26 protein-coding genes and 3 pseudogenes are annotated in these 23498 nt (G+C 55.7%); 18 read left to right on the top strand and 11 right to left on the bottom strand.

Features of this window, described 5'->3' with window-relative positions:
* Positions 1–93 precede the first annotated feature (93 nt).
* Positions 94–789: a DUF1963 domain-containing protein gene (locus tag TU73_RS26955; RefSeq protein WP_057014710.1), complete on the bottom strand. Its 696-nt coding sequence runs from the start codon at positions 787–789 to the stop codon at positions 94–96.
* 583 nt (positions 790–1372) lie between these two features.
* On the opposite strand from TU73_RS26955, the gene TU73_RS26950 reads away from it, so the two are divergent.
* The 4 genes from TU73_RS26950 to fabI all read left to right on the top strand — a co-directional run bounded on the left by TU73_RS26950 (position 1373) and on the right by fabI (position 5370).
* Entirely contained in the window at positions 1373–2905 is a 1533-nt protein-coding gene (locus tag TU73_RS26950) for a hypothetical protein (RefSeq protein WP_057014709.1), read from the top strand.
* Positions 2906–3085: 180 nt separating this feature from the next.
* Entirely contained in the window at positions 3086–3553 is a 468-nt protein-coding gene (locus TU73_RS26945; RefSeq protein WP_057014708.1) for a hypothetical protein, read from the top strand.
* Positions 3550–3945 (top strand): DUF6678 family protein, encoded by a 396-nt coding sequence (locus TU73_RS26940; RefSeq protein ID WP_057014707.1) that lies wholly within the window; start codon positions 3550–3552, stop codon positions 3943–3945. The genes TU73_RS26945 and TU73_RS26940 overlap by 4 nt, the downstream gene beginning before the upstream one ends.
* A 630-nt stretch (positions 3946–4575) precedes the next feature.
* Entirely contained in the window at positions 4576–5370 is a 795-nt protein-coding gene (gene fabI, locus TU73_RS26935) for an enoyl-ACP reductase FabI (protein ID WP_057014706.1), read from the top strand.
* A gap of 168 nt (positions 5371–5538) precedes the next feature.
* Here fabI and TU73_RS26930 read toward each other — a convergent pair whose 3' ends face one another.
* The 3 genes from TU73_RS26930 to TU73_RS26925 all read right to left on the bottom strand — a co-directional run bounded on the left by TU73_RS26930 (position 5539) and on the right by TU73_RS26925 (position 7798).
* Positions 5539–6354, bottom strand: coding sequence for a hypothetical protein (locus TU73_RS26930; protein WP_057014705.1), 816 nt, complete (start codon positions 6352–6354; stop codon positions 5539–5541).
* A gap of 69 nt (positions 6355–6423) precedes the next feature.
* The gene (locus TU73_RS28820; protein WP_231984778.1) at positions 6424–6918 is read right to left on the bottom strand and encodes a hypothetical protein; all 495 of its coding nucleotides are present in this window, start codon (positions 6916–6918) and stop codon (positions 6424–6426) included.
* Positions 6919–7315: 397 nt separating this feature from the next.
* Positions 7316–7798: a GNAT family N-acetyltransferase gene (locus tag TU73_RS26925; RefSeq protein ID WP_057014704.1), complete on the bottom strand. Its 483-nt coding sequence runs from the start codon at positions 7796–7798 to the stop codon at positions 7316–7318.
* Between the two features lie 417 nt (positions 7799–8215).
* Between TU73_RS26925 and TU73_RS28810 the strand changes: the two genes are divergently transcribed.
* The 4 genes from TU73_RS28810 (at position 8216) to TU73_RS26915 (ending at position 10592) form a co-directional block, all read left to right on the top strand.
* Positions 8216–8617 (top strand): GFA family protein, encoded by a 402-nt coding sequence (locus tag TU73_RS28810; protein ID WP_082642681.1) that lies wholly within the window; start codon positions 8216–8218, stop codon positions 8615–8617.
* Positions 8618–8894: 277 nt separating this feature from the next.
* Positions 8895–9536 (top strand): hypothetical protein, encoded by a 642-nt coding sequence (locus TU73_RS26920; protein ID WP_057014703.1) that lies wholly within the window; start codon positions 8895–8897, stop codon positions 9534–9536.
* 229 nt (positions 9537–9765) lie between these two features.
* Positions 9766–9912 carry a hypothetical protein gene (locus TU73_RS29080; protein WP_156382957.1) on the top strand — a complete coding sequence of 49 codons (147 nt, stop codon included), beginning with the start codon at positions 9766–9768 and terminating at the stop codon, positions 9910–9912.
* Positions 9858–10592 (top strand): GNAT family N-acetyltransferase, encoded by a 735-nt coding sequence (locus TU73_RS26915; RefSeq protein ID WP_342342198.1) that lies wholly within the window; start codon positions 9858–9860, stop codon positions 10590–10592. The genes TU73_RS29080 and TU73_RS26915 overlap by 55 nt, the downstream gene beginning before the upstream one ends.
* A gap of 198 nt (positions 10593–10790) precedes the next feature.
* Here TU73_RS26915 and TU73_RS29075 read toward each other — a convergent pair whose 3' ends face one another.
* From TU73_RS29075 to TU73_RS26905, 3 genes are read right to left on the bottom strand one after another with little or no spacing between them, the layout of a single operon-like run.
* Positions 10791–10964 carry a hypothetical protein gene (locus tag TU73_RS29075; protein ID WP_156421261.1) on the bottom strand — a complete coding sequence of 58 codons (174 nt, stop codon included), beginning with the start codon at positions 10962–10964 and terminating at the stop codon, positions 10791–10793.
* Positions 10965–11011: 47 nt separating this feature from the next.
* On the bottom strand, positions 11012–11647 hold the full coding sequence (locus TU73_RS26910; RefSeq protein WP_057014701.1) for a hypothetical protein: 636 nt from the start codon (positions 11645–11647) through the stop codon (positions 11012–11014).
* A 12-nt stretch (positions 11648–11659) separates the two neighbouring features.
* Complete coding sequence (locus TU73_RS26905; protein WP_057014700.1) at positions 11660–12397, bottom strand: HupE/UreJ family protein; 738 nt, start codon at positions 12395–12397, stop codon at positions 11660–11662.
* A gap of 513 nt (positions 12398–12910) precedes the next feature.
* Here TU73_RS26905 and TU73_RS26900 point away from each other — a divergent pair.
* The 4 genes and pseudogenes from TU73_RS26900 to TU73_RS28800 all read left to right on the top strand — a co-directional run.
* A complete protein-coding gene (locus TU73_RS26900) occupies positions 12911–13204 on the top strand; it encodes a metal-sensing transcriptional repressor (protein WP_057014699.1) in 294 nt (97 codons plus the stop codon).
* 7 nt (positions 13205–13211) lie between these two features.
* Positions 13212–14348 (top strand): nickel/cobalt efflux protein RcnA, encoded by a 1137-nt coding sequence (locus TU73_RS26895; protein ID WP_057014698.1) that lies wholly within the window; start codon positions 13212–13214, stop codon positions 14346–14348.
* A gap of 12 nt (positions 14349–14360) precedes the next feature.
* Positions 14361–14567, top strand: a pseudogene (locus TU73_RS29455) (YqaA family protein); the annotation flags it as partial.
* A gap of 113 nt (positions 14568–14680) precedes the next feature.
* Positions 14681–14860: pseudogene (locus tag TU73_RS28800) on the top strand (TraX family protein); the annotation flags it as partial.
* A 40-nt stretch (positions 14861–14900) separates the two neighbouring features.
* On the opposite strand, the pseudogene TU73_RS26885 reads toward TU73_RS28800, so the two are convergent.
* The 3 genes and pseudogenes from TU73_RS26885 to TU73_RS26875 all read right to left on the bottom strand — a co-directional run.
* Positions 14901–15866 (bottom strand): annotated as a pseudogene (locus TU73_RS26885) (MFS transporter); the annotation flags it as partial.
* 533 nt (positions 15867–16399) lie between these two features.
* Positions 16400–17119, bottom strand: a complete 720-nt coding sequence (locus tag TU73_RS26880; protein WP_057014697.1) for an SDR family NAD(P)-dependent oxidoreductase — start codon at positions 17117–17119, stop codon at positions 16400–16402.
* A 254-nt stretch (positions 17120–17373) separates the two neighbouring features.
* The gene (locus tag TU73_RS26875; RefSeq protein WP_057014696.1) at positions 17374–17607 is read right to left on the bottom strand and encodes a DUF6124 family protein; all 234 of its coding nucleotides are present in this window, start codon (positions 17605–17607) and stop codon (positions 17374–17376) included.
* A 493-nt stretch (positions 17608–18100) separates the two neighbouring features.
* Here TU73_RS26875 and TU73_RS26870 point away from each other — a divergent pair, with 493 nt between their 5' ends.
* The 3 genes from TU73_RS26870 to TU73_RS26860 all read left to right on the top strand — a co-directional run bounded on the left by TU73_RS26870 (position 18101) and on the right by TU73_RS26860 (position 20091).
* Positions 18101–18703, top strand: coding sequence for a hypothetical protein (locus tag TU73_RS26870; protein WP_057014695.1), 603 nt, complete (start codon positions 18101–18103; stop codon positions 18701–18703).
* Between the two features lie 65 nt (positions 18704–18768).
* Positions 18769–19290, top strand: a complete 522-nt coding sequence (locus TU73_RS26865; protein WP_057014694.1) for a DUF2846 domain-containing protein — start codon at positions 18769–18771, stop codon at positions 19288–19290.
* A gap of 228 nt (positions 19291–19518) precedes the next feature.
* Positions 19519–20091: a nucleotidyltransferase family protein gene (locus TU73_RS26860; RefSeq protein ID WP_057014693.1), complete on the top strand. Its 573-nt coding sequence runs from the start codon at positions 19519–19521 to the stop codon at positions 20089–20091.
* Here TU73_RS26860 and chrA read toward each other — a convergent pair.
* Entirely contained in the window at positions 20080–21279 is a 1200-nt protein-coding gene (gene chrA, locus TU73_RS26855) for a chromate efflux transporter (protein ID WP_057014727.1), read from the bottom strand. The two genes, TU73_RS26860 and chrA, sit on opposite strands and share 12 nt — an antisense overlap.
* 173 nt (positions 21280–21452) lie before the next feature.
* On the opposite strand from chrA, the gene tspO reads away from it, so the two are divergent.
* The 3 genes from tspO to TU73_RS26840 are packed head-to-tail and all read left to right on the top strand — an operon-like array spanning position 21453 to position 23303.
* Positions 21453–21893: a tryptophan-rich sensory protein TspO gene (gene tspO, locus TU73_RS26850; protein WP_057014692.1), complete on the top strand. Its 441-nt coding sequence runs from the start codon at positions 21453–21455 to the stop codon at positions 21891–21893.
* On the top strand, positions 21893–22822 hold the full coding sequence (locus tag TU73_RS26845; RefSeq protein ID WP_057014691.1) for an alpha/beta hydrolase fold domain-containing protein: 930 nt from the start codon (positions 21893–21895) through the stop codon (positions 22820–22822). The genes tspO and TU73_RS26845 overlap by 1 nt, the downstream gene beginning before the upstream one ends.
* Entirely contained in the window at positions 22812–23303 is a 492-nt protein-coding gene (locus TU73_RS26840) for a GNAT family N-acetyltransferase (protein ID WP_057014690.1), read from the top strand. Before TU73_RS26845 ends, TU73_RS26840 begins: the two co-directional genes overlap by 11 nt.
* Positions 23304–23498 lie beyond the last annotated feature (195 nt).

The following is a 23498-nucleotide window of genomic DNA, read 5'->3' as shown; positions in this document are numbered from 1 at the left end:
GTGCTTTTTATTTAACGTGAACGGCAGCATGGAAAAGGGGACGGATTTATTTCAAGGAGATGTCCCCTTTTCGTGCATTGAGCTCTCTAAACCTCAGTAAAAGTCATAATAAAGCGCCCATTCGCCGGTTTGGATGTGCTTCCAGAACATGAGGCTGCCGCTGTCGATCACATTCAGGCCAATCTTTGCGTCTGACGAAATTTGGAAAACAAATTCAAAACCTTCACCAGGATCCACCCCCGACTGGCAGAACGACGGGTAGCCGCCGATCTTGTGTTCGTAGGTGTGAGTGATCAGGTCGTAATAGCTCTGTATCTCGCCCGCACGTTCCAGTTTGAGTATTGCTTGTTCAACATCCGTCGGCACGCCACCGCCATCCCACAGCGGAAAGTCCTGCGGCACTGCCTGGGCTTTGAGCGGGAAGGCTTTGAGAAATGAGCCCTCCACCGGCAGCGCTTTGCGTATTAACACATCCTGCGGACCATATTCGCGGATCACCCAGTTATTGCCCATGGGCTCAAAATGCTCAGGAAACGGATTTGAGATAAAAACCGTCAGGACACGAATCCCTTTCAGTAGCGGGCTGGTGAAGGGAAGGGCGGGCAGGTAAAACTGTGCATAGGGGAGCAGCTGTTGCCCTGCCTGATTGGTGGGCACGCCTTCGTCGGGGCGGAACAGGAAGACGTTGCCCAGCCAGCTTTCTTCGTCGGTGCCAAGAGGACGAAAGCCGCCGGCACTGAATTTTATGGCGGGGCGTGCCAGGCGTTGCTTGATTTCTGAAGTGTTCATGGAAATGGTGCGTTTCCTTTTTTGTTATCCAGCGTAAACGCTATAGCAGGTGGCCTTGTATGCCGTTCTCGGGCGACTAGTGGACCTAGTGTAGATCTTCGTAACCGGCAGAAAACTGCCAAAAGCACACATTCGCTGCGGTCTATAGCCTTACCGGATTCGCGCCCATTGTATGTAGTTGTGTTTATTTTTGGAGCAAGGAGCACACCATGCCGTTCAACAATATGACCTTCCAAAGAACGGTTAGCCGCATCTGAGATTTAATTAGGCGAGGTGCGAGACTACCCCTCTTTCCCACTGTATTCGCTTTGGGGCGATTGCGACCGTTGGCAATCGGCAGCCTTCGCCCGTAAGAACCGACGGGAGAGTACACGCTAGTTATTTTCTAGTCCTGAGCCTGTTCGCCGAGGCATGCGAGTACCTTTCATCGTGCCTGTTAGCCACTTTGCTGCTGTCGAAAACGGAAAGTAATGCAGGTACTAGGTAGTGGCCCTGTGCTACTTTTATCGAAGGCCGCGCTTCACTTTGATAAAGCTGCCTTACTCCCCTGCTTCTACCTGCGATATTGGAACGGTGACACGCAATGGATGCCAGCATTCAGAAGATTGAACTCTACAGCCACACCCTCGAAACACCGCAGAGCAAGCTTGATACAAATCAGGTCAGGCAAGCATTTTCGACGATTGCCTCGACGTGGTCGCAGAAAATCAATGCCGGCTTTTACGATTTGTTTACTAACCTGGATGGCCTTTATGAAGACGGCGACGATCTGGCAGACAAGATCCGCGTCCAGGCAATAGGGCAAGGTATCAAACTCACCGTGGCCCACGGGATTTACGATATCGACGAAGAGCGCTTCTACGACGCGTTCATGCAGCGCTACGATTCATGGGATGAAGACTTCGGCGTATTGGCCGAGCAATACGAAGCCATTGTCGAGCGTTCAGCCGAGGTGGATGCGCATCGCACCAATCGTCGCCGTGGTCGTCGCCAATGGGTAGGTTATGGTTCAGAGAAGGCGGTATACGATGCCGACGCAAAAAACCTGATGTCCAATATTGGTCATGGGGTATTCAACCTGATGGCCAAAGGGGTCAGCGCACTCGGCGACTCGTTCAAGAAAGACGAAATTTTCAAGAGACCGGCAACGGTCAAGGCTTTCGCAGACGGTGCCAGCAATATCGTTAATGCGGCTTACCTTGCGACCCTCGACGCCATCAATGCCGATTCGCCCGGTAAGTTGCACAGCTATTCAAAGGACGAGATCAGAAAGTCCCAGGCGATTACCGAGAATATTGAAAAAGGCCTGATCCCCGAAGATGCCGTGCTGTTGTCCGCGGTCAAGGCGATCAGTGTTTATCCCTACAACGAGCGGATCTATCCGATCCTGCTACGGAAGTTTGGCGGTGATCAAGGGCGACTCGATGGGGTTGTGGAGTACTTCGGCATGGGCGGCCTGCTCAAGGAAAAGCAAGCGTTGATCCAGGAGCAACTGCGCCAGTGCGACCTCAGCACGGTGGAAAGTTTCAGTGCCAGTCGCCCGGCCATCGAGCGCTATGCGCAATTCATCAATTATGAACGTTTCGATGAACACTGTGAGCGAGTGATCGAGAAAATCGTGGCACGCGAGGCTCAGGCAAGCGCGCTGTCAACCGTTACGCCCGCGCTTTCAGTCGCAGCGACACACACCGGCTGCGCTTCGACCGTGGCGACCGCCGCACAAGGTTTCACGTCCAACGCAGATCACAAATTCTACGTGGCGCCGGACTTGCCGACGAAGAAGATCCTAGCTTTTGAATCCAAGAATGCGCTGAATATTGCCAAGGACGAAGTGGTGTTCTTCTTCGACGAGACGGTGTTCGGCTCTGGCGACAAGGGCGTATTGGTTGATCTCGAGTTCGTGTATGTGCGCCTGCAATTCAAGGAATCGCACCGCGTAGCACTTGCCGATATCGCCGACGTTACCATCAGCGGTCTGATGAATAAAAAGCTGACGTTGGTCAAGCGTGACGGAACCAAGGTGGATGTGGTTCTGACCCAAAGCAACAAGGGGGCAACCAGCCTAAGCGAAGCCCTTGTGGGGCTGGTACGGTTGAGAGGGGCGACCAGGAACTGATCTACCAAGCCAATGATCTCTTTTGGCCTGATACTTTCCGACTCTTGGGAAAAGGGGACGAATTTATTTCTAGGAAAATAAATCTGTCCTCTTTTCGGTCAAACTATTGCTACCCATGAGCGCATTAAAAATAGGCACAATAGCTCGCCAGGCTTGCTCTATTAACAGACGGATTCGTTCATGCATCACCGCATCCACGCCGCTTACCATCAAGCGGCCTTCTCCCGCAGCAGTTGCGCGTGGTTGACCATTGACGATGTGGCCATCGAGCAATGGTTGGCCTCCCACCTGAATGACGCCAGTGTCGCCCTGCTTGGGCTTTCCTTAATGTGGTTAATGGATGAGGAAGAAGATGCCCTCGCCAGGCGTCGCTTCATTCCCGGCGAGGACGGCAGCTCCACCCTTGTACCACTGCTGGTGTGCAGCGATGATATGGACTTCGACTGCACCGTGCTGATGGTCGAACAGGTTATCGACGGCGACACCGTGCATTGGCGGCGTTTCGGCTGGAGCGCTTCCGGCAAGCTGGAAGTGGGTATTTCTACTCGCTGGAACGCGGAAAACCAGCCGGGAAGCTTTTCCCTGGAGGAGTTCCGCGCAGCGCTGGAGACGTTCGACAAACTGCAGAAGGAACCGCCAAGTCAATGAGGAGCACGGATTTTAAGCAGCAACTTCCCGAGCCCGACGATGCTGCTAAAGTGAAGCTTCACAAGCTGTTGGCTGCCGGCACAATTTTGTCAGTGATGAATAAGACCAAATGGGCCGAGCTGATCGAGGCAATGCTTCGCTCACCGCAAATGCAACCAGAATTCAGACTGCACAGTGTTTTAGCGCCGAGCGGCTATTGCACAGACTGGGATGGCGATTGGCATTACCACGTCCATCCGGTAGCGGAAATCGAGTGGATCGAACTCAGAGCGGTTTCGCTCGATTGGTTGCTGTCCACACTGAGAAAACACAACCTTGCGTTTTCGATCGAAGGCCAAACGCCTCGTGTATGGGGCTACACCAGACTTGGCATGCAGCCTGTTTGGTGCTGAACTCAAGCGTTTTTAACGACGGCTTTCGGCCCAAGAGAGACTCACCACGAACAAGCCGGATTGGTCCCAGTAAACTGCGTACTTACCCAAGGCCACCCCTGTGGTTCGGCGCCCGCTGTTGCTCGATTATGATCGGCTATTTTTCGGAGCCGCTGTACGCGTCATACTTGGAAACCGTGCCTGCGCAATGTGCGTATGGAAACGAGTAAGTGGTTGGAGCCTTTAGAATCTTCTTCGAGGGCTAGCGCTCTTTTGGTCGAGCTCTGCCTGTCATGATGGGGCTTTCGGCCAAAAGGAGCCAGTCGGATGCCTCCAGGAAATCAGGGCCGATTCACTTCGTCGAAGTATTCGCAACCCGTCTTCATGACGAACTTTCACCCGTTGAACTGCCGTCGCGTGTAACTCTGTGAGCGTTTCCCGCGTCACATCAGCGTTGCAGCGCCCACCGCTCTGCGCTCCGAGGCTCCCTGATTTGGGATGCCAAGCACAGAGCACGGCAACCCGCCCACTGCTCCTCGAGTCTCGGTGGTTAAGTCACGGTGGGATTTCAAACGCAAAAAATGGCGTTGTTTAGAGCCTATTAAATGCGCACGACACATTATTGGAAAGTTAGACATCAAGGAGCTACACATGGGGTTTCTCACAGGCAAACGCGTTCTGATCGTCGGTGTAGCCAGTAAACTGTCAATAGCCTCCGGTATCGCGTCAGCCATGCATCGCGAGGGCGCCGAGCTTGCCTTCACCTACCAGAATGAAAAACTCAGAAGTCGAGTGGAAGAGTTCGCGACTGAATGGGGTTCAAGCCCTGAGCTGTGCTTCCCCTGCGATGTCGCCAGCGATGAGGACATCGCAGGGGTGTTTGAAAAGCTGGGACTCCAATGGGATGCACTGGATTGCATTGTCCATTCTGTAGGCTTCGCGCCAGGTGACCAACTGGATGGAGACTTCACAGAGGTCACCACACGTGACGGCTTCCGCATCGCCCACGACATCAGCGCATACAGTTTCGTAGCCTTGGCGAAAGCCGGTCGCTCAATGATGCAGGGCCGTAACGGTAGTCTTCTGACTTTGTCCTACTTGGGCGCAGAGCGAACTATGCCGAACTACAACGTCATGGGTATGGCCAAGGCTAGCCTGGAGGCAGGTGTGCGCTATCTGGCGGGTAGTCTTGGTCCGGACGGTACTCGGGTCAACGCAGTGTCGGCAGGCCCCATTCGTACCCTTGCAGCCACCGGTATAAAGAACTTCCGCAAGATGCTGGCAGCCAACGAAGCGCAAACTCCATTGCGACGGAATGTGACTATCGAAGAGGTCGGCAATGCTGGTGCCTTCCTTTGCTCCGACCTGGCATCTGGTATCAGCGGTGAAATCTTGTACGTGGACGGCGGTTTTAATACGACCGCTATGGGGAATGTAGACGATTAATCCAGCTGGGCGCCGTGGGGCGTTAGCGGATGTTGGCTTGATTGCTGCGTCTGAAATGGCAGCAATCGGCCATTAGCCGACATTCACGAAAGACGGCTTTCGACCCAGAGTGTGTAAAAACGCTTCGTCATTGATCCGTGCAGTGACACATTGGTTGCTTTGGACTGGTCAGACCGTCGAAAGAGCAATCGCTTTTTCTAAGATGGCCTGCAACATCTGCTCCGGTGATTGTGCCTTGTTGAAGACGCTCGATGACAATTTATCAGAGTCGTTTTCAGTCGACTGCCTGAGAAGGGCGAGCGGCCCCGATTGTTCTAACTGCTCTTGGTAAAGACTTTTTATACTGTCCCTAAAACCATCAGGGTATGCCGCTTTCTCGACCGCTGGAAGATCATCGAAATAGTCCATGATGCCTTTGAAGATTTCACTGTTGTCACCGCCGTTCGTTATATTGGCGTACAACTTGGAAAAATAGGTTTCATCCTGCTTACTAAGTTCCCCATAGGCGGCATATCGTTCTGCATCCGTATAGGTTCCTGAATCATCATAAACAATATTGCTTAGCCCGTTTCGGGCCATACCCTCAAATGGGTTTGGAAGTTTTTCCGGGGGGGCTTTAGAAAGCCCAATTGCGTAATCCAGTGACTGCTGACCTAACACCAAACGGGCAGGGTCGTCTGTTTTGGGAAGTAGGTCCTCATTATTAAGATTCCCGCCAGCAATCCGCTGCCCGAAACTGTACATATCGCTCTGACCTTTTGCATATTGTCCTTTTAAATCCCTATTGGACATAGAGGCTTGTTTATCATCAGCGCTACTTAATGCGTACAGTGCCCGTGCAGAATCGGAGATTGTGACGGTCTCCGTCGTCTTGAGGGGGGCATCCCCTGAAGGTAAATTTACAGGGTTGGACGAAGGAGGCTTCTCTTGTGTAGAAACCTTTGCCTGTGTGCTTGCTTGATACGATTTAATCGAAATATCCATGGTGATACTCCATGCGCTGGAGATAGATCGAGCGCTATCTCCAGCTAGGGTGCCTATACAAATGTCGGATTATTTGATTTCAAATTCGACAGTGTAGTTATAGGGAGGCGCCGATTGAATTGCTGTGATATTGGCGTTGCAAGTAGCCTTATCGGAACCAGTACTAGTGCCCATTTTAGTCCAGCTAGGGGTTTTAGTTGTTGGATTGACTTGGTGGCTTGCTGCAAAACGACATTTCTTATTGCCTGACGTATAGACGAATCGCATTCCTGAAACCGTATCCGCCACACTGGTCAGGGCAAATGTTGTCGTTGCAGACGGCAGAATCGTACTTGGGGTGGGGGCTACACTCCCTGAAAAGTACTCGAAAGTGTAGGCGGCTGGACCGGTCGTAGAGTTCTTCACCTTCACGGTGACGATTATGCCTGCCTGGGCAGATGCAATCATAGAAGCGAATAGAGTTGCTGCCCCGAACAGTTTAGCGAATCTCATAAATATCCCTTTAATTTGATAATCACTATGACTCTTGTCCTTGCGCGTCGTCTTGTATAGAAAAGACAGCAAGACTCAACCTCTATAACGGCAGGTGACCAGAATTCTTTAAGCCAAGGGTTGCCGTTTTTGACACGTCGGATGAATAAGGATTTCGCAACCTGCAGGAACTAACACATGTCCAGCCTGCAACCCTTCAATTTCAATAGCTTGCGCAGTGGTCCTGGTTGCCGCTACCGGCTATCACCATAGTGGTGAGGAACTGCGCAGCGAGAGTCCTTACTACTGCCGCTGACCCTGCCAGCAAATCTTCCGTTCACCCCAAAGGCGGGTCAGGACTATGAACTGATTCTGTTGGACGGTGACCAGTGCCTGGTCGCGTTGCAGCGCTTGAACCCGGCTGGCCAAGCTGAAAACGAGCCTGTTGAAAAGGCAGAGCTTTGCGTACGTTGAGGTGCATCATATCCAGCTAGCAAGCTGGGCCAATCGCCGGAATATGCTGACGAACATAATAATTGTCGAATTCACTGCTTTCGATGAACTGAAAGCCATGGCGGGTATAAAAGCGATTCGAAGCGCTTTCTTTGAGAGCACCCACTTTAATAGGAAGCGCAGCCGCATCCGCCTCTTTGAAAATCTGAGCGAGAACAGCAGACCCTACCCCTGATCCCTGCGCGCTCGGCCTTACATACAAATGATCGAGCAAGAGTTCATTGTGGTGATGTTTGACCACTACGAAACCCACCCTCTCTCCAGATGCCTTGATGTAGCGTGTGTTGCGAGCTTCAAAGCCGCTAAGAAACCGCTCCCGCGCACGGACCGGATCAAATCGCCCAACACGCTCCAGACTCTCGCGCATGGCCTCAATTCGAATGGCTACCAGATTATCCAAGTCGCTTTGTTGAGCGGGGACCAAAATGATGGGGGAATTTTGATTGGGTGCGACGGGCATATGGTGTGCTCCAACTACCATCCTGGGGGCTCAGTATAGAGAGCCTGATGCTGATGAAGCGACCCGCATGGTATGTTCACGGCATATATGGAGTAACGGTCCCAGGAAGGAAATTGCAATGCCAGTAGACACCCACCCAATCCGCATTCTCTCGCAACGCCTTAGCATTGAACCCTTCTGCGAGCAGGACGCTGCTGAGTCCCTTGTCTCACACCGTCTCTGACGCGCTACATGTCCTGGGAGGCGGGTAGCGGAAAAATATGATTCGGTTGTGTACCAGATACCGATGGTTTAACTCTGGGTATAGGGTTTGCCGATTGCTGCCCTTTACGAACGGCAGAAATCGGCCGGAAGTGGCTGGTCGACTGATTAAAGTGGGTCGGTTACGCTGACGTTTTTCGCATAATTGGAAAGCGTATGTCAGAGGTGTACCAAGGAAGCTGCTTATGCGCAGCCGTCAGTTACGAGCTATCCACCACGCCGAAAGCAGTAAGCCATTGTCATTGCCGCCAGTGCCGCAAAAGTCACGGGGCAGCATTCGCTTCGTACGGCAGCGTTCCCCGTAAGGCACTACGGATACTTTTCGGCGCCAACAGCATCAAAACCTATACATCTTCAGAGACGGTGTTACGCGAATTCTGCGCGCACTGTGGCTCGACATTGTTCTGGTCACGATCTCAAGGCGAATTTGCCGACTGGGTTTCGATAGCACTGGGCACGCTCGACACGCCCTTCATGCCTGGAAAGCAAAAACACGTTCATGTCGACTCCGCAGTTCACTGGTACATGCCATCCAAATCATGCTCCCGGATTGGCTGAATGCTTCGAGTCATTTTCAGTTGGTCATGACAGGCAGAAAACGGCCAAAAGCGGACAGGTACGCAGGGTGGGCAGCTCTTCCTTGACGCCTGGCGGCGTCTACAGAAGAAGGGACGATTCAGTTCATCATCAGCCTGATTTAAAAGGCAGTTCGCCGAGAGAAGTTTCGTGTGCCTTGATTCCCGAATGTGGATGAATAAGACTCCATCCATTATCTGAGGTCGAACCAACGACCGAAGTTGCCGAAGTGGGATTACTTTCGAGCAAGGGGCCGGCGATGCAGCAAAAAACGTTCGAAATAGTGCGAACAGATAAAATCCACGAAATTGTTTCGCCAACCGTAGAGTCACTTTTACAGCCGTTAGGGTTCGAAGTTCAGGGCCCGTTATCCTGGCTTCGTAGCGTCAATGCTCCCATTCGCCAACTCTTTCGACTTGAGCAGTGGAAAGGCGGGGCACTAGCGCCGTCATGGGCTCTGTCACTGGACTTCGTTCCCCATCTTTCCGGCAATGAAATCAAATGGCATAGGACGTCAAAATCAGCACGACCTGATCTGACTTTCGATGTGCGAGATCGAGCGTTTGATATCTCATACAGCTACGGACCTGATGTCATAGCAACCAGCGCACCCAATATCCTCCGGGCCGCCATTCCAAAAGCTGAATCGTTTTGGAACGAGGCTCGTTCGATAGACGACCTGCCTGGTGCTTTCGAGCGGGTTAAGCAGCATTTGTCGACTGGTGGCCTGGGTTTCTACAACTACATACAACATCCTCTAGCATACGCGTTTGTATTGGCCATGAACGGCAAGCCCGACACAGCCGAAGAAGAGTTTCAACGCTATTCACAGCGTCTTTCAGAGGCAGCTCGAAAAAAACTCCGCAAGCTATTCATTGATGCAGGAGGTCACCTTGCCTAAGCGAGTACGACTTTTTCAACCGGGAAAGGGGACGGATTTATTTCTAGGAAATCTGTTCCCTATTCGCCATGGCTGAAAAGAAAATCGACGCCGCTTTCGCCCAGCTCCGCGATCAACCCGACGATGTGTAGGAAAAATCTGAACCAGATTTAAGCGCTGTGTGGACGGGCGACCTGCCGCGTAGCACGTACTATGCTCAAGGCGAGCAATGTCGCTCAAGGAGAACCTCATGAAACTACATATCGTTCTTTTTTCTGCTTTGCTGGCTTTAGGCTTCGGCACCAATGCGCTAGCCGTAGGCAAAAATCCTTTCAATGAGCCATGTCGTGCAGACGACGGCTGCACTATCCCGTACATTCATTGGGAACAGGGGTAAGTACCGCCGGGCAACGCAGTATTTACTGTGTTGCCCGGCTCATGACGGAAAAGGGGGCGGATTTATGTCTAGGGAAAATAAATCTGTCCCCTTTTCGGTCCAAGCGACCCGCATGGTATTTTCACGGGATAAATGGAGTAACGGACCCCAGGAAGGAAATTGCAATGCCAGTAGACCCCCACCCAATCCGCATTCTCTCGCAACGCCTTAGCATTGAGCCCTTCTGCGAGCAGGACGCTGCTGACTCCTTCCCTTGTATCACTGCGTCTCTGACTCGCTACATGTCCTGGGAACCGCCTGCCTCTCCAGAGGAGTACGCGCAAGTCTGGAGGCAGTGGCTGCCTGCGATAGCGGATGGTAGCGATATCGTGTTCACGATCAGGGAGCTGGCGAATGCCCGTTTTACCGGCTTGGTCGGGCTGCACCGTACCGGCAGTGAAGCACCGGAGTTGGGCATCTGGATCCGTGAAGATAAACACGGGTTGGGCTTTGGTGGTGAAGCGGTGCGGGCGGTTGTTCAGTGGGCTAGCCAGCGGGTGGCGGCAAAGCACTTCATCTATCCTGTTGCGACGCAGAACCGTGCGAGTCGACGTATTGCCGAAGCGTTGGGGGGAGTCGTCATTGAGAGGCGGATGGCGGAGAAATATGATTCGGTTGTGTACCGGATACCGGTGATTTAAGCCGGTTTATTATGTTAGTTGGATGCCTTCTCTTGGTCGAGGGAGGTCTCTCGTGACAGGCAGGTATCGGCCAATAGCAGGCGGTCGATTTCGTCTGCTAGCGACCCAAAGCAGTCATTTGTTCGCAAGATTTGAAGCCGGTATTTCTCGGCGTGCATAAAAAACGAGGCCGCAAATTCGGCCTCGTTTTTTTGGAGGTTACTCGTGTGAATGTCCGTGCTCAGCGCTCTCGGAAGTTGCGCCTTTCTCACCAACGCCGCAGGCCGTCATCAGGCCAGGAAGCAGATCAGGAGCATCGAGCGAATCAGCGTGGTTGGGGTTTTCATGGGAAGGCTCTTCAAAAAATGGATGAGATAAATTATCTGCGGCCATGCTGATTGCCGAACTTTCGGCAGTAGGACAGCCCTCGCTGCTTCGGATTACCGTTTGACGGCCAAGTAATCGCCGGTCGTTTTTAGTGCGATGGTCACGTCGTTATTGCTGCGGTTACGCCAAAACCAGCCGTGGGTGCCGTCAAAAATGGCGGTGAATTCACCTTTGTCATTTTTGACCTGCTTGCCCTTGTTGTAGCTATGGAAATAACCCTTCTCACCGTTGTAGGGTTCGCCATGGGTATCGAAGTTCACAGGCCCGCCAACCGCAGTCCATTCATAGCTGACAGACTTGCCCTTCAAGACTTCGAGCTTTATTTCCGTCCCTTCACCTGGCTTGAGCGTGACGCTCAGTTGATTCGTTTTCAAAGCTGAAGTGAGTGTGGGCGCCAGCTGAGCAACAGGTTCCACAATAGGCTGGACTTGCGCAACCTGAGGAGCTGGAGCAACTGGTTGAGGTGGTGCGGCGTCCGCTAAAGCTTCCTGGGCAAGGATGATTTTAAGTTCGCCCATCTGGGTCAGTCCCAGCGCACGGCCCACACCGGTAGGATCAACGGCATATTCCGAAGGCATAACCACGGTCACCAGCAAGCCGACCGCAGTCAGTAGGGCAATAACAGTGGAGCGCACCAGTTTGCGAGTGCTTGGCAGTTCATTAACAGTGGGAAGTGGAGTATTGAACATGGTCAGAATTCCTTACGCGGAGAGAAACAGGCCGGTGAACTGGTAACCCATCAGCAGGAAACCGGCACTCATCATGGCGACGTTGGCGGTATAGGCGTGGCGCCAGAAACTGCCGGTGCGCCGCCAATACCCCATCAGAATGAGAATCGTGCTGAGGGCGAGCAACTGGCCGATCTCAACACCCACGTTGAAGGCGACCAGATTCGGAATCAGGCCATCAGGTGAGATCTCGTACTCCTGGATCTTCGTCGCCAGACCAAAACCGTGGAGCAAGCCGAAGATCAGCGTGGCCACTTTGGTGTTGGGTTGGAAACCGAACCAGCGCTGGAATGCGCCCAGGTTGTCGAGCGCCTTGTACACCACCGAGAAGCCGATGATGGCGTCGATGATGTACGAGCTGACGCTGACCTCTGTAAGTACGCCAAGCAGCAGCGTGACCGAATGGCCTACAGCGAACAGCGTGACATACAGCCCCACGTCTTTCAGGCGATAGAGGAAGAAGATCACCCCGAACAAAAACAGCAGGTGGTCGTATCCGGTCATCATGTGCTTGGCGCCCATGTAAATGAAGGGCAGCAACATAACGCCGGAGCTTTCCTGAATGAAGCCCTTGTCGCCTTCTGCAACAGCGTGAGCCATCGCCTCGGGCATCCCCAGGAAAAGTGCAGCGACAAGTAAAAACAACAGCAATACGGGGCGGTGCAAAGGCGCAGTAAACGCGCCGATGCCGCTCATCGAGTACGAATGCATATATCAATCCTACGTTGCAGAGATCGAAGGCCGCAGTGCGACCAAGGTCAAGATGCGAACGAAGGACGGGGTGGACGCTCGATCAAGAATATCGGCGGCAGGGGAATAGAGTCTCGAAGTGCATCGACCCGGATGGATAACATCGGGGATGTCGCCAGCATCAACGCGGCTGTAAGTTGCGGTGTTTCGTGCTGGTGATCAGGGGTCAATGGCGAATGGTAGTGATCTGAAAGACTCGAGTAGCTGGATGAAGCCTCTTCGCCGTGGGAGTGATGGGCGTCTTGCGTGATCTCCCAGGCTGGCTGTTTTGACGCCACTGATAACGAATAGGTATGCCCGGCCCAAGCCACCAACATGGCGAGAGCAAGCGCGATTACCACCGTAGTTGTCAGTGTTCTGCTGAACATGGCGTTAGGGTTTCAACTCGGTTTATAGGGCTTTTACGCGTTTGACCGCATCCCCCTAGGGGGGATAGGATGCCAGCGTAATTCATTGAGGCCTGAGGCTCAAGTCATGAGTGAGCAAGAACACAGCCATCCCCACACCCACCAAAGTCATGAGGCGATCATCAAACGTCTCAAACGGGCGGACGGGCATTTACGCGGCATCATCACCATGATCGAAGAGGGTCGTGAGTGCGTGGACATCGCCCAGCAGCTGCATGCGGTTGAAAAAGCAGTGTGCCAAGCCAAACGTACGCTCATCCAGGATCACATTGATCATTGCCTGGAAGATACCGTTTCGGCGCTAGGCAATGGCGAGCGCGCACCGCTGGAAGCCTTCAAGCAAATCACCAAGTACCTCTAGGTCTGACATGCCCAATTTCGCTGAACTGCTGCAACAAGGCGGGGCTCACGCCTGGCTGTATTTCCCGAGCGCTATCTTGCTTGGTGCTTTGCATGGCCTTGAGCCCGGACATTCAAAAACCATGATGGCGGCGTTCATCGTGGCCATCCGTGGCTCGGTCAAACAGGCTGTTTTGTTGGGACTGGCCGCGACGCTGTCGCACACCGCAGTGGTCTGGTTGGTCGCCATCGGTGGCATGTACTTGGGCAAAGGCTTGGACGCCCAAACCACCGAGCCGTATTTCCAGCTCGCATCTGCTGCACTGATCATCATGATTGCGCTATGGATGCTCTGGCGTACCTGGCGCGGTGAGCAGATGTTCAAGTTCGAGCAAGGTGATGATCACCACCACGGCGAGCACGACCATGGTCATCATGATGAGACCCATCGAATCGATACTGGTCATGGCCGTGTCGAACTGTCGATTTTCGAAGAAGGCATGCCACCGCACTGGCGCCTGAAGACACTGACCGGACACGCCTGGGCAGCCTCAGATGTTCGCCTGATGACGACGCGTCAGGACGGTAGCACCCAATCGTTCTCTTTCGTTGAGCGCGAAGGCTTCCTGGAATCGACGGTCGATATTCCGGAACCACATGAGTTCAGTGCTCGCTTGAGTCTTGGGCATGCAGGTCACTCCCATGATTACGATCTCCAGTATCAGGAACACGATCACGGGCATGCTCATTCCGAATTGGAAGGCTTAGAGTTGTCGATTGATGGCTACCAGGATGCGCATGAACGTGCGCATGCCAACGATATCCGCAAGCGCTTCACCAATCGCGAGGTCACCACGGGCCAGATCGTTATGTTCGGCCTGACTGGCGGTCTGATTCCTTGTCCGGCAGCCATTACCGTTCTGTTGCTATGTCTTCAGGTTAAAGAAGTCGCGCTGGGAGGCATGCTTGTCCTGTGTTTCAGCATAGGATTGGCGCTCACCTTGGTCACTGTAGGTGCTGCGGCGGCAATTGGTGCTAAGCAGGCCTCCAACCTTTGGCCTTGGCTGGGCACCGTGGCTCGTCGTGCTCCGTACCTGTCCAGCGTGCTGATCATTGGTGTTGGTCTGTACGTGGGCTTCCATGGCTGGATCGGCCTGAACGCCTGAGGCAAGTTTTTCGTGTTTGAACTCACAAGCTACATTGGGCTGTTCGTGGCGGCATTCGGTGCCGCCATGTTATTGCCGATGCACTCTGAAGCCGTGCGGGTCGGGATGCTGCTCTCCGACCGGTACGTCGTTTCTACGCTCTTGGCAGTCGCCACTTTTGGCAACGTGCTTGGCTCCGAACTGAACTGGCTTCTGGGCCGTTCTGTTGACCTCCGTCACACTTGGGTGGGCATGACGATGCCTACTATCCCGCTTTCCCCACTCAAGAGCCGAAGCAGTAGCCTGGACCTGATCAAATGGCTAGCGATGTTGACCATGGTTATCGATCACTAGCGCTGGACTTGGAAGTCTATTCATTGCTGGCTTTGAGCACCGCGTTCGCTGCGCCGCTGATCGGACTCTGGCTACTGCGTCAGACCTTCACCTTCAAGGTCTGGCCGGTGCGGCAATGGGGATATTGGTTCTATCCGGGCCACCTCGCCGCTTTGCAAGCGCTACGGTTGCTGGTCTGAATACCGGTCACCAGCTTTAGCAAATCTTAGGAGCTCACGATCATCTGTTGGGCCATCGGCGATGCTGATCATCGATCACGTATGGATGTTCGTGATCCACACCGTCCTGGCCGTCGACGTGCGCGTGATCGCCAGGCAGATTCTCATGGGTGTGTTTGATCGACTCCTGGTCATGAACTGGGCGCCAGATCACGATGCTGACCAGTAGTGCACTGCCTGCCACCACGGCGAGGCCAACAAACGACGCCGTGAGGCTGATGTTGGCTCCCAGCCATCCCGCCAGTGGATAAGTAATCAACCAGCAAGCGTGGGACAGCGCAAATTGGGCGGCAAACAACGCCGGGCGATCTTCTGCATGTGCCGAGCGACGCAACAGGCGACCGCTCGGAGTCTGGGCCAGCGAATAGCCCACCCCGAGCACCATCCACAGCGGCAGCAGGAAGTTGTAGGTGGTCAGGTTGATACCGACGGCCAAGCCTGCGACCAGTATTCCTCCACCAAACAACATGGCCGTTCGGTCTTTGATATTTTTCAGCAGGCGAGGCAAGACCAGGGCCGAGATCATGGAACCACCACCAAACGCAGCCAGAGCCAATGCCGTTGAGCTTTGGGGCAGAGCGAAGCGCGACTGAACCAGTACCACGGTGTTGACGATGACCATGGCACTGGCGGCCGCTACCGTCAGGTTGAGAGCCAGCAACCCTCGCAGGCGGGGCGTCGCTAGGAATATGCGCAGGCCACGGGTAGTTCGTTCATAGATGCTGCGTCGTGGTACTTGCTTCGCCTTTGGCAACAACACCGTGGCAACTAGGGCGGCAGAAGCGAGGAAGCCGATGACCGTGCCGGCGAAAAGGTTGTGGAAGCTGATCACGGTCAGCAGTGCGGCAGCGAGCATTGGGCTCGCAACACTTTCAAGATCGTAGGCCAGGCGCGATAACGACAGCGCACGCGTGTAGTCGTCTTCATCAGGCAGGATGTCTGGAATGGTCGCTTGGAACGTTGGAGAAGGAAAAAAGGGGTCAGACCACATTTAAAACAAAGGTGATCTGACCACGTTTTTCCCCCGTTGTGTACCGGATAGCGGTGGTTTAGCTCTGGGTATCAGGTTTGCGATTGCTGTCCTTCGCGAACGGCAGGAATCGGCCAAAAGCTGACGCTCAGCAACAACAATATCGTGGTCTGACCCTGATTGCTCTGTCTTCATTAAGCGTTTCCAATCATGTAAAAGTGCACGCTAACTTAGATTGAGGTTTTGTGAAAGGCAGGCTGGAGCCTGCGCTAATGCAATCTGACCTTCACCGTAAACTCTGGTTGCCATGCCTTGAGAATGGCTCAAACCGACGGTCCGCGCCTGGCCGAAGGCTGCTGCTCACTAGCTACTGTTTTCGACCTGTCGAGGTCGTTGATGAGGCCCGAACTTAGCCAAACACCGTTCTGCCAACAGGGTTTTGCAACATTGGTGTGACAGTGTAAGCATCAATATAGACGTAAGCCGAGCGTAGTTTTTTGTCATCTTCTGGCTTAGGGATTGGCCCGTCATCAGAAGCGCTCATCGAATATCGCGGGCAAAGTGAGCTCCTTGACGAAGCTTGCTGAAGACAGGCTCAAGGCCATGCGGACTACCTGTACGACGTCATGCACGGGAATTGAGTTGCCTTCACCGCGTTGCTCGGCAATCACCCTCGGGGTGCTCATTGGATCTTCGGTATTCAGATAGCCCAAGTTTAAACAGGTCACTCCCAGGCGTTGCTGCCTGTACCCTTCGCGTAGTGCATCGGCAATACCACGCAACGCGAACTTGGAGGCTCCAAAGGTGACTTCTGGTCGTCCACTTTGCGGCAAGCCAGAAGTCGAGCCGGTCAATATGATCCTTGGGTTAGCACTTCTGAGCAGAACTGGAAGCAGCCGCTTTATCAGCACTATCGTCGAAGTGATATTACAGCTGACGATAGCCTCCACTTGGTCGTCGTTGTCAGCCAGGAAGTTGTATGCGGGATCAAAGGCAAACTCTTCCCATATTCCTAAATTGTAGATCAGCGTATCAAGCCCGCCATCCACTACGGCCTGCTCGATTATCTGAGCAGCCTGTGCGGGTTCACCAAGGTCTGCTTCCACCCAACGCACAACGATACCGGCGTTATGTGTAAGGTTTTTGGGACGGGTGCGAGAGACACCAATCAAGGTGTCCCCATGCTCGCCCAATCCGTCAATCAGGGCTCTGCCCAACCCCTTGCTTGCCCCGACTACCATGGTTTTCATTATTGTCTCCTTGACCTAAATGCTGACCGCGGGGCGTGTATGCAAGCAGACGATTCATGGCTTAGCAACAAAGAGACTGTTTCCTGATATTCGTAGGAAAACGCTGATGATCATTTTGGTAGGGCGGAAGCGGATGTAGAGCGACCGTCCGCTAATGGCCGAAAGCGGCCATCAAGCACTAAATCACCGAGTCGTTGCATGTGGCTTACGACGACGCGGCGAGTCATCGGTCTAATAAGTTGAAGAACTGATCATCAGCCAGGGCAGGGCACTTCGCGGTCAAGAAGTCTGGCGGTGAGGAGTACGCCCAGTTCGCTCAGTTGGTGTATGGCCAGGGCGACGTCGCGATGTTTGCCGTTGAGGTCTTCGGACAGGTCGAGCAGCAGGGTGCTGACGCTGGTGAAGGTTTCGTAGCTGTTGGTGATGAGGCTTTCGTTGCTGGCGTTGGGGGCAACGTTGAAGAGGGCATTTGAATCTGCTTTTGACATGAGTAGACATCCTGAGTGATGCCACCCCTTTCCGCTACTAAACAGTGGGTGGCAGCTGTACGCAGGTTAGTAGACCGGTGGATATCTAAAGCCGGCGCGCCCGAAGACGCCCTACGCACAGCCACCATCAAGCACAGACGCGCTGTCTGACTGATGAAACTCATGCACTAATAGATACCCAAGCTCAGGCTACTAAACCCGATCACTGAACAATTCAGCGACCGAACCACCTTAGAGACGGCCACCCCAGCGCACAAGCCGGCGGATTCTGACGCACGCGTAGGCAATGGAGCAAGCCGCGGTGAGGGAATCGGATTTTGCCTTCAGGCGGTGCCCTGCGGCGAGGGGTGGGCCAAGAGTGGGTTGTTATCAACGTGCGGGTAGCTGGACAATAGGCCCGGCCGAGCCAACAACGAAGCACCAGGCGTGCGAACTTTCGGTTCGCACGGCTGGGCTCTACAAACTGCAAGATTACTGATCGGAAAGAAGACCAATGCTAGGGAAAGTCAGCAGTAAACATCTCGTCTGGGGCGCGGTCGCGCTCTGCGCAACCCTTCTGTCCGGGTGCGCTACGTCACGCTACGACGGCAAGCACGCACCGGACCCGAGTAAGGCGATCATCGTGGGTTCGATTGGTGAGAGTTTTCCGATGATGCAGCCCCATGGGCTGGTGGTTGAAATCGACCAACAGGGCGCACCCGGCACCGCAATACGGCTGACGACGCTGGGCAATGAAGATGATCAGCCGTCACCCTCTGTGCTGGGCCATTACTTCATGTATGAAGTGCCGCCGGGTGAGTATGAGTACACGCAGTGGCATTACGTGTATTACGCGGGAAAATCGATGCCGCGCCCTGTGCCTGCGGTTTTCTCGGTGAAGGCCGGGGAAACCCTCTATATCGGCGATCTGCGCGTCGATGCACTGCGCTTTTGCCTGTCCAACGTGGACAACGCCGAGGACACGGTGCAGGCGCTCAAGCGCAAGTACCCGATGCTCAAGGACCGCAACATCGTGAATCTGACGCCGAAGAGCGGTTTTGCGCCTTGGCCGAGTTCTGATGCCGCTGACTTCGGTAAAGGGCTGTGCACGATCTGAATCCGGTATCGGTGACAGTCATCGAACCCGACGCCCATTGATCCACGTTCAAGGAATTTCATGCCATGAAGCGCTGTACGCTACTCTGGGTCGGCCTGTTCGCAGCCCTGGCCTCACTGACCGGCTGCATCAGCGGTCCAGACCTCAAAGGCCAACCGTTCTTCACGTCACCGGCAGAGCCCCGTGCGGATGAGGCCACGGTGTACTTCTATCGCACGGCGGCCAGCATCGGTAACGGGGTGGCCCCGACCATTCAGGTCGATGGCCGCACTGTCGGCAGCTTGCCTTCCGGTAGTTTTTTCAAGGCCGGCATTCCCGCCGGCAAACACAGCGTTGCCTCCACCTCGCCACCGATCATCAGCGGTATGGTGAACAAGCGTTTCGATATCAACGTCGAGAATGGCAAGGTGTATTACATCGCAGACCAACTCAGCATCTCTGACTACACGGATGGGCAGACCTTGGGTGAAGTCGACGGCCGTCGTTTCAGCGGAACAATGTTTTACTCGCGCTACGCGCTTGTGCCTGCCGAAGAAGCGCTGCGTTCTATCAAGTGGTGCCAGGAGTTGCCGGCCACCGCACGGTAATCACGCGTCCCACTTCATCAACAGCCAGCTTGCCGAGTCTTTGTACGTGGCTTAGGACGGCGCGGCGAGTGGCCGAGCTATTGAGTGAAGGGGGAATCATCAGCCCGAGCAGGGCGCTTCGCGGTCCAGGAGCCTGGCGTACCGTTTGCGTTTTTCGCGAGCAGGCTCGCTCCTACAGGAGTGACATGTTGGGGTGGTATGGTTGCGCCAGACTATGGAGGACTGAACATGACATTGACTGTCGACACCTTGCTCGAATTGGCCATGGCTAACCCGATCAATGCCCAAATCACAGCGCGCCTGCCGGACCTTGGCGTGCAGCAGTGCATGCTCACGGCGGGTTGCCTGTTCCAGGCGGTGTGGAATCATCAGGCGAATCTGCCGGCTGATCAGGGCGTGAAGGACTACGATGTTTTTTACTTCGACACGGATCTGTCCTACGAGGCGGAGGACGCGGTGATTCGTGCGGCGCAGGGGCTGTTCCAGGACCTGGGGGTGAATGTGGAGCTCAGGAATCAGGCGCGGGTGCACCTTTGGTACCCTGAGCGATTCGGCCGGCCCTATCCGCAATTGCACTCGGCCAGGCAGGGGGTCGATCGTTACTTGGTGGCGGGCACTTGCATCGCGTTGGATATCACCACCGGCGCGGTGTATGCGCCTTATGGGCTGGAGGATGTGGAGGAGGGCGTGCTGCGCATCAACCCACTGCATCCCGAACCGCAACTGTTTTTGCACAAGGCCAGAAGTTATCAGGCGCGCTGGCCCTGGCTCAGGATCGTCGAGCCAGGCTTAGCCGATTAAGCCGCCCACCACACCGCAACCTATCACCACCAGCCAGGGCGGCAGTTTCCAGACCATCAGCGCGACCAATGCGAGCACGGCCAGGGCAAAGTCATACCCGCTGAAAATCGCGCTGGTCCACACCGGCCGGTACAGCGCCGCCAGCAACAGCCCAACCACCGCCGCATTCACCCCGGCCAGTGCCGCCTGGGTGCGCGGGCTTGTGCGCAGGCTGGCCCAGAAGGGCAAGGCACCGCAGATCAGCAGGAACGACGGAGCGAAGATCGCCAGCAGGGCGACCATGCCGCCGAGCCAACCGCTGGGGGCGTGGGTCATCGAGGCGCCGAGGAAGGCGGCGAAGGTGAACAGCGGGCCGGGCACGGCTTGGGTGGCGCCATAGCCGGCGAGGAACACGTCATTGCTCACCCACTGCGGCGGCACCACTTCGGCTTGCAGCAGCGGCAGCACCACGTGACCGCCGCCGAACACCAGGGCGCCGGTGCGGTAGAAGGCGTCCACCAGGGCGAGGACGGGGTTGGGCAGCCCGTCGGCCAGGATTGGCAAGCCCACCAATAGCACCACGAACAGCACCAGCCACATGGCCCCGGCGCGGCGGCTGATGGCGATGGGCAGGCTGTCGGGCTCGGTATGGGTTTGGGGCTTGAACAGCAGCAGGCCGGCCACGCCTGCGGCTGCGATCACCCCGACCTGGCTCCAGGCGGACGGCGCCAGCAGTACGATGCATGCGGCGATCAGCATCAGCGTGAGCTTCACGGCCCCTCGGCATAGGTTGCGCGCCATGCCCCATACGGCCTGGGCGACGACGGCCACGGCGACGACTTTGAGGCCATGCAAGGCGCCACCGGGGATGGCGGTGCCGTAATGCGAGAGGCCGACGGCAAAGAGAATTAAGGCGATGGCCGACGGCAAGGTAAACCCGGCCCAGGCCGCTGCGGCGCCGCCGTAGCCTGCGCGGGACAAGCCCAGGGCAATGCCGACCTGGCTGCTGGCCGGGCCGGGGAGGAACTGGCACAAGGCGACCAGTTCGGCGTAGCTGCGCTCGCTCAACCACTGCCGCCGAGTGACGAACGCTTCGCGGAAATAGCCCAGGTGCGCAATCGGCCCGCCGAAGGAGGTCAGGCCCAGGCGCAGGAAGATCAGGAACACCGACCAGGGGCTGTCAGGGTGATCGGTAGATGAGTTGGCCAAGGTCGGGTGCTCTGCTGGTAGGGTAGGCGTAGCCGGTATTTTGCAGACCATACCCAATTTTCATGACGCGCAGAAGAGACGGCGTTTTTGACCTATTCATTGAATTTATCGGTGGTGGCTTGAGTCATTCAAGCATAGCGTTGCTTTCACCCACCCGACCTCAAGGACTGATCATGACCTTCTTTATCTTCCTCCTGGCCTGCGCCGCCGCCGCCAGTACCGGTGTGATCTTCAAGCCCGGCGCCTGGTACGAATCCCTGGTCAAGCCCAGCTTTACTCCGCCCAATTGGCTGTTCCCGGTGGCATGGACAATCATCTATCTGCTGCTGGCCTGGGCCGGTTACCGCTTGAGCCTGATCCCCGACAGCCAAATGGTGCTGGCGCTGTGGGCGGCGCAGATTGCCCTGAACACCTTGTGGACACCGGTGTTCTTCGGCGCCCACCGACTGCTGGCCGGGATGGTGATTATCGTGCTGCTGTGGCTCACCGTGGCGGCGATGGTGGTGCTGGCCGTGCGCCTGGACCTGATCACCGGTTTGATCCTGTTCCCTTATCTCGCCTGGTTGTGCGTAGCCGCGGCGTTGAACTTCTCGATCTTGCGCAACAATCGCTGATGGCTTACCAACATTGGCCCGCCAGCGAGCCCGAACTGGCCCAGATGCGCCGCTTCAATCAGAAACTCGCGTGGATGCCGCGCTTTAAAATCCGCAACCCTGTCACACCGCGTTTGATCCAGGCGCTGTTGCGCGTCAGTCAAACGTTGAAGCAAGCGCCCGTGGCAGAGCGCAAAAAGGTGGGCTCGGTGCCGGTGCGCATCCTGCGGCCCAGCGGCAAGCCCAAAGGCGTGGTGCTGGATATCCACGGCGGCGGCTGGGTGATCGGCAATGCGCAGATGGATGACGACCTTAACCTCGGCATGGTCAACGCTTGCGACGTGGCGGTGGTGTCGGTGGATTATCGGCTGGCGGTGGACACGCCGATAGAAGGGCTGCTGGAAGACTGTCTAACCGCTGCAGGCTGGCTTCTGGGGGATTGCCCGGAGTTTGCCGAGCTGCCGGTGTTTATCGTCGGCGAGTCGGCCGGTGGGCACTTGGCGGCGGCCACGTTGTTGGCGCTCAAGCAATGGCCCGAGTTGCTCGAACGGGTAAGCGGCGCGGTGTTGTATTACGGCGTCTACGACCTGACCGGCACGCCGAGCGTGCGCACGGCGGGGCCGGATACCCTGTTGCTGGATGGTCCGGGCATGGTTGAGGCGCTGCGCCTGCTGACGCCGGGCATCACCGACGAGGCGCGCCGACAGCCGCCGTTGTCGCCGTTGTACGGGGATTTCGCGGGGTTGCCGCCAGCGCTGATGTTCGTGGGCGAGTTGGACCCGCTCAAAGACGACACGCTGCTGATCGCCGAGCGGTGGAGTGGGGCAGAAGCGCATCTGCTGCCGGAGGCGGCCCATGGGTTCATTCATTTTCCGGTGGCGATGGCAGGCAACGTGTTGGCGTACAGTCGCCAGTGGATCACGAGCCGAATCCTTGGCTATGGGCGCTAGCATCCAGGCCGTGACGGCCGCTGACATTCCCGAAGTGCGGCGCTTCGTTTTGCAGGCGCGTGATGAGCTGTTCCCAAAGCTCAGCGCAACCGGGATGCCGGATGACCTGGCGCAGTTCGAAGCTATTTACCTGCAGGGCGACGGGCAGTTTCTGATTGCTCGTGCCGAAGACCGGATCGTTGCGGCGGTGGGTTACCTACCGTACGACGGGCGCTTTGCACAGTTGAACTACCAGGGCTGCAAGACGGTGGAAGTGGTGCGCCTTTACGTACATCCGGCATTTCGTCGCTGCGGTCTGGCGGCTGAGCTATACCGTTCGCTGGAGGCACTGGCGCGGGCGGACGGGGTGGAAGTGGTTTACCTGCATACCCACCCGTTTCTAACCGGGGCGATTGATTTCTGGATCCGGCAAGGATTCGAGGTGGTGGATGTGGAAGCTGACCCGGTATGGCAGACCACCCATATGCACCGGCCTCTGTAGATCAAATGTGGGAGGGGGCTTGCCCCCGATGGCGGTGGGTCAGCCCCAGGTGTATTCACCGACATTCCCTCATCGGGGCATAGGTATCTACACAACTCTGTAGCGCTCAACGGTAACCACGATGCGAAGCGAGCCGCTCTTGATCTTGATCTCAGGCGCCCCGTTAAACCACGCTGGCCGGAATTCGACAGGGAT

It is taken from the genome of Pseudomonas libanensis (genome assembly GCF_001439685.1).
GTDB lineage: Bacteria > Pseudomonadota > Gammaproteobacteria > Pseudomonadales > Pseudomonadaceae > Aquipseudomonas > Aquipseudomonas libanensis.
Note: the sequence above shows the minus strand (reverse complement) of the source record. Positions and strands in the feature narration are given on the sequence as shown.

What these genes read in the sequence shown, in the direction of transcription:
- tspO (WP_057014692.1), top strand. Translation starts at nt 21,453, where the DNA reads ATGACCTTCTTTATCTTCCTCCTGGCCTGCGCCGCCGCCGCCAGTACC.
- TU73_RS26910 (WP_057014701.1), bottom strand. Translation starts at nt 11,647, where the DNA reads ATGTTCAATACTCCACTTCCCACTGTTAATGAACTGCCAAGCACTCGC.
- TU73_RS26895 (WP_057014698.1), top strand. Translation starts at nt 13,212, where the DNA reads ATGCCCAATTTCGCTGAACTGCTGCAACAAGGCGGGGCTCACGCCTGG.
- TU73_RS26945 (WP_057014708.1), top strand. Translation starts at nt 3,086, where the DNA reads ATGCATCACCGCATCCACGCCGCTTACCATCAAGCGGCCTTCTCCCGC.
- TU73_RS26950 (WP_057014709.1), top strand. Translation starts at nt 1,373, where the DNA reads ATGGATGCCAGCATTCAGAAGATTGAACTCTACAGCCACACCCTCGAA.
- TU73_RS26875 (WP_057014696.1), bottom strand. Translation starts at nt 17,607, where the DNA reads ATGTCAAAAGCAGATTCAAATGCCCTCTTCAACGTTGCCCCCAACGCC.
- TU73_RS26880 (WP_057014697.1), bottom strand. Translation starts at nt 17,119, where the DNA reads ATGAAAACCATGGTAGTCGGGGCAAGCAAGGGGTTGGGCAGAGCCCTG.
- TU73_RS26915 (WP_342342198.1), top strand. Translation starts at nt 9,858, where the DNA reads ATGTCGTGCAGACGACGGCTGCACTATCCCGTACATTCATTGGGAACA.
- TU73_RS26860 (WP_057014693.1), top strand. Translation starts at nt 19,519, where the DNA reads ATGACATTGACTGTCGACACCTTGCTCGAATTGGCCATGGCTAACCCG.
- TU73_RS26840 (WP_057014690.1), top strand. Translation starts at nt 22,812, where the DNA reads ATGGGCGCTAGCATCCAGGCCGTGACGGCCGCTGACATTCCCGAAGTG.
- TU73_RS26845 (WP_057014691.1), top strand. Translation starts at nt 21,893, where the DNA reads ATGGCTTACCAACATTGGCCCGCCAGCGAGCCCGAACTGGCCCAGATG.
- TU73_RS26925 (WP_057014704.1), bottom strand. Translation starts at nt 7,798, where the DNA reads ATGCCCGTCGCACCCAATCAAAATTCCCCCATCATTTTGGTCCCCGCT.
- TU73_RS26870 (WP_057014695.1), top strand. Translation starts at nt 18,101, where the DNA reads ATGCTAGGGAAAGTCAGCAGTAAACATCTCGTCTGGGGCGCGGTCGCG.
- TU73_RS26865 (WP_057014694.1), top strand. Translation starts at nt 18,769, where the DNA reads ATGAAGCGCTGTACGCTACTCTGGGTCGGCCTGTTCGCAGCCCTGGCC.
- TU73_RS26930 (WP_057014705.1), bottom strand. Translation starts at nt 6,354, where the DNA reads ATGGATATTTCGATTAAATCGTATCAAGCAAGCACACAGGCAAAGGTT.
- TU73_RS28810 (WP_082642681.1), top strand. Translation starts at nt 8,216, where the DNA reads ATGTCAGAGGTGTACCAAGGAAGCTGCTTATGCGCAGCCGTCAGTTAC.
- TU73_RS26920 (WP_057014703.1), top strand. Translation starts at nt 8,895, where the DNA reads ATGCAGCAAAAAACGTTCGAAATAGTGCGAACAGATAAAATCCACGAA.
- TU73_RS26900 (WP_057014699.1), top strand. Translation starts at nt 12,911, where the DNA reads ATGAGTGAGCAAGAACACAGCCATCCCCACACCCACCAAAGTCATGAG.
- TU73_RS26940 (WP_057014707.1), top strand. Translation starts at nt 3,550, where the DNA reads ATGAGGAGCACGGATTTTAAGCAGCAACTTCCCGAGCCCGACGATGCT.
- TU73_RS29075 (WP_156421261.1), bottom strand. Translation starts at nt 10,964, where the DNA reads ATGGCCGCAGATAATTTATCTCATCCATTTTTTGAAGAGCCTTCCCAT.
- fabI (WP_057014706.1), top strand. Translation starts at nt 4,576, where the DNA reads ATGGGGTTTCTCACAGGCAAACGCGTTCTGATCGTCGGTGTAGCCAGT.
- TU73_RS26905 (WP_057014700.1), bottom strand. Translation starts at nt 12,397, where the DNA reads ATGCATTCGTACTCGATGAGCGGCATCGGCGCGTTTACTGCGCCTTTG.
- TU73_RS29080 (WP_156382957.1), top strand. Translation starts at nt 9,766, where the DNA reads ATGAAACTACATATCGTTCTTTTTTCTGCTTTGCTGGCTTTAGGCTTC.
- TU73_RS26955 (WP_057014710.1), bottom strand. Translation starts at nt 789, where the DNA reads ATGAACACTTCAGAAATCAAGCAACGCCTGGCACGCCCCGCCATAAAA.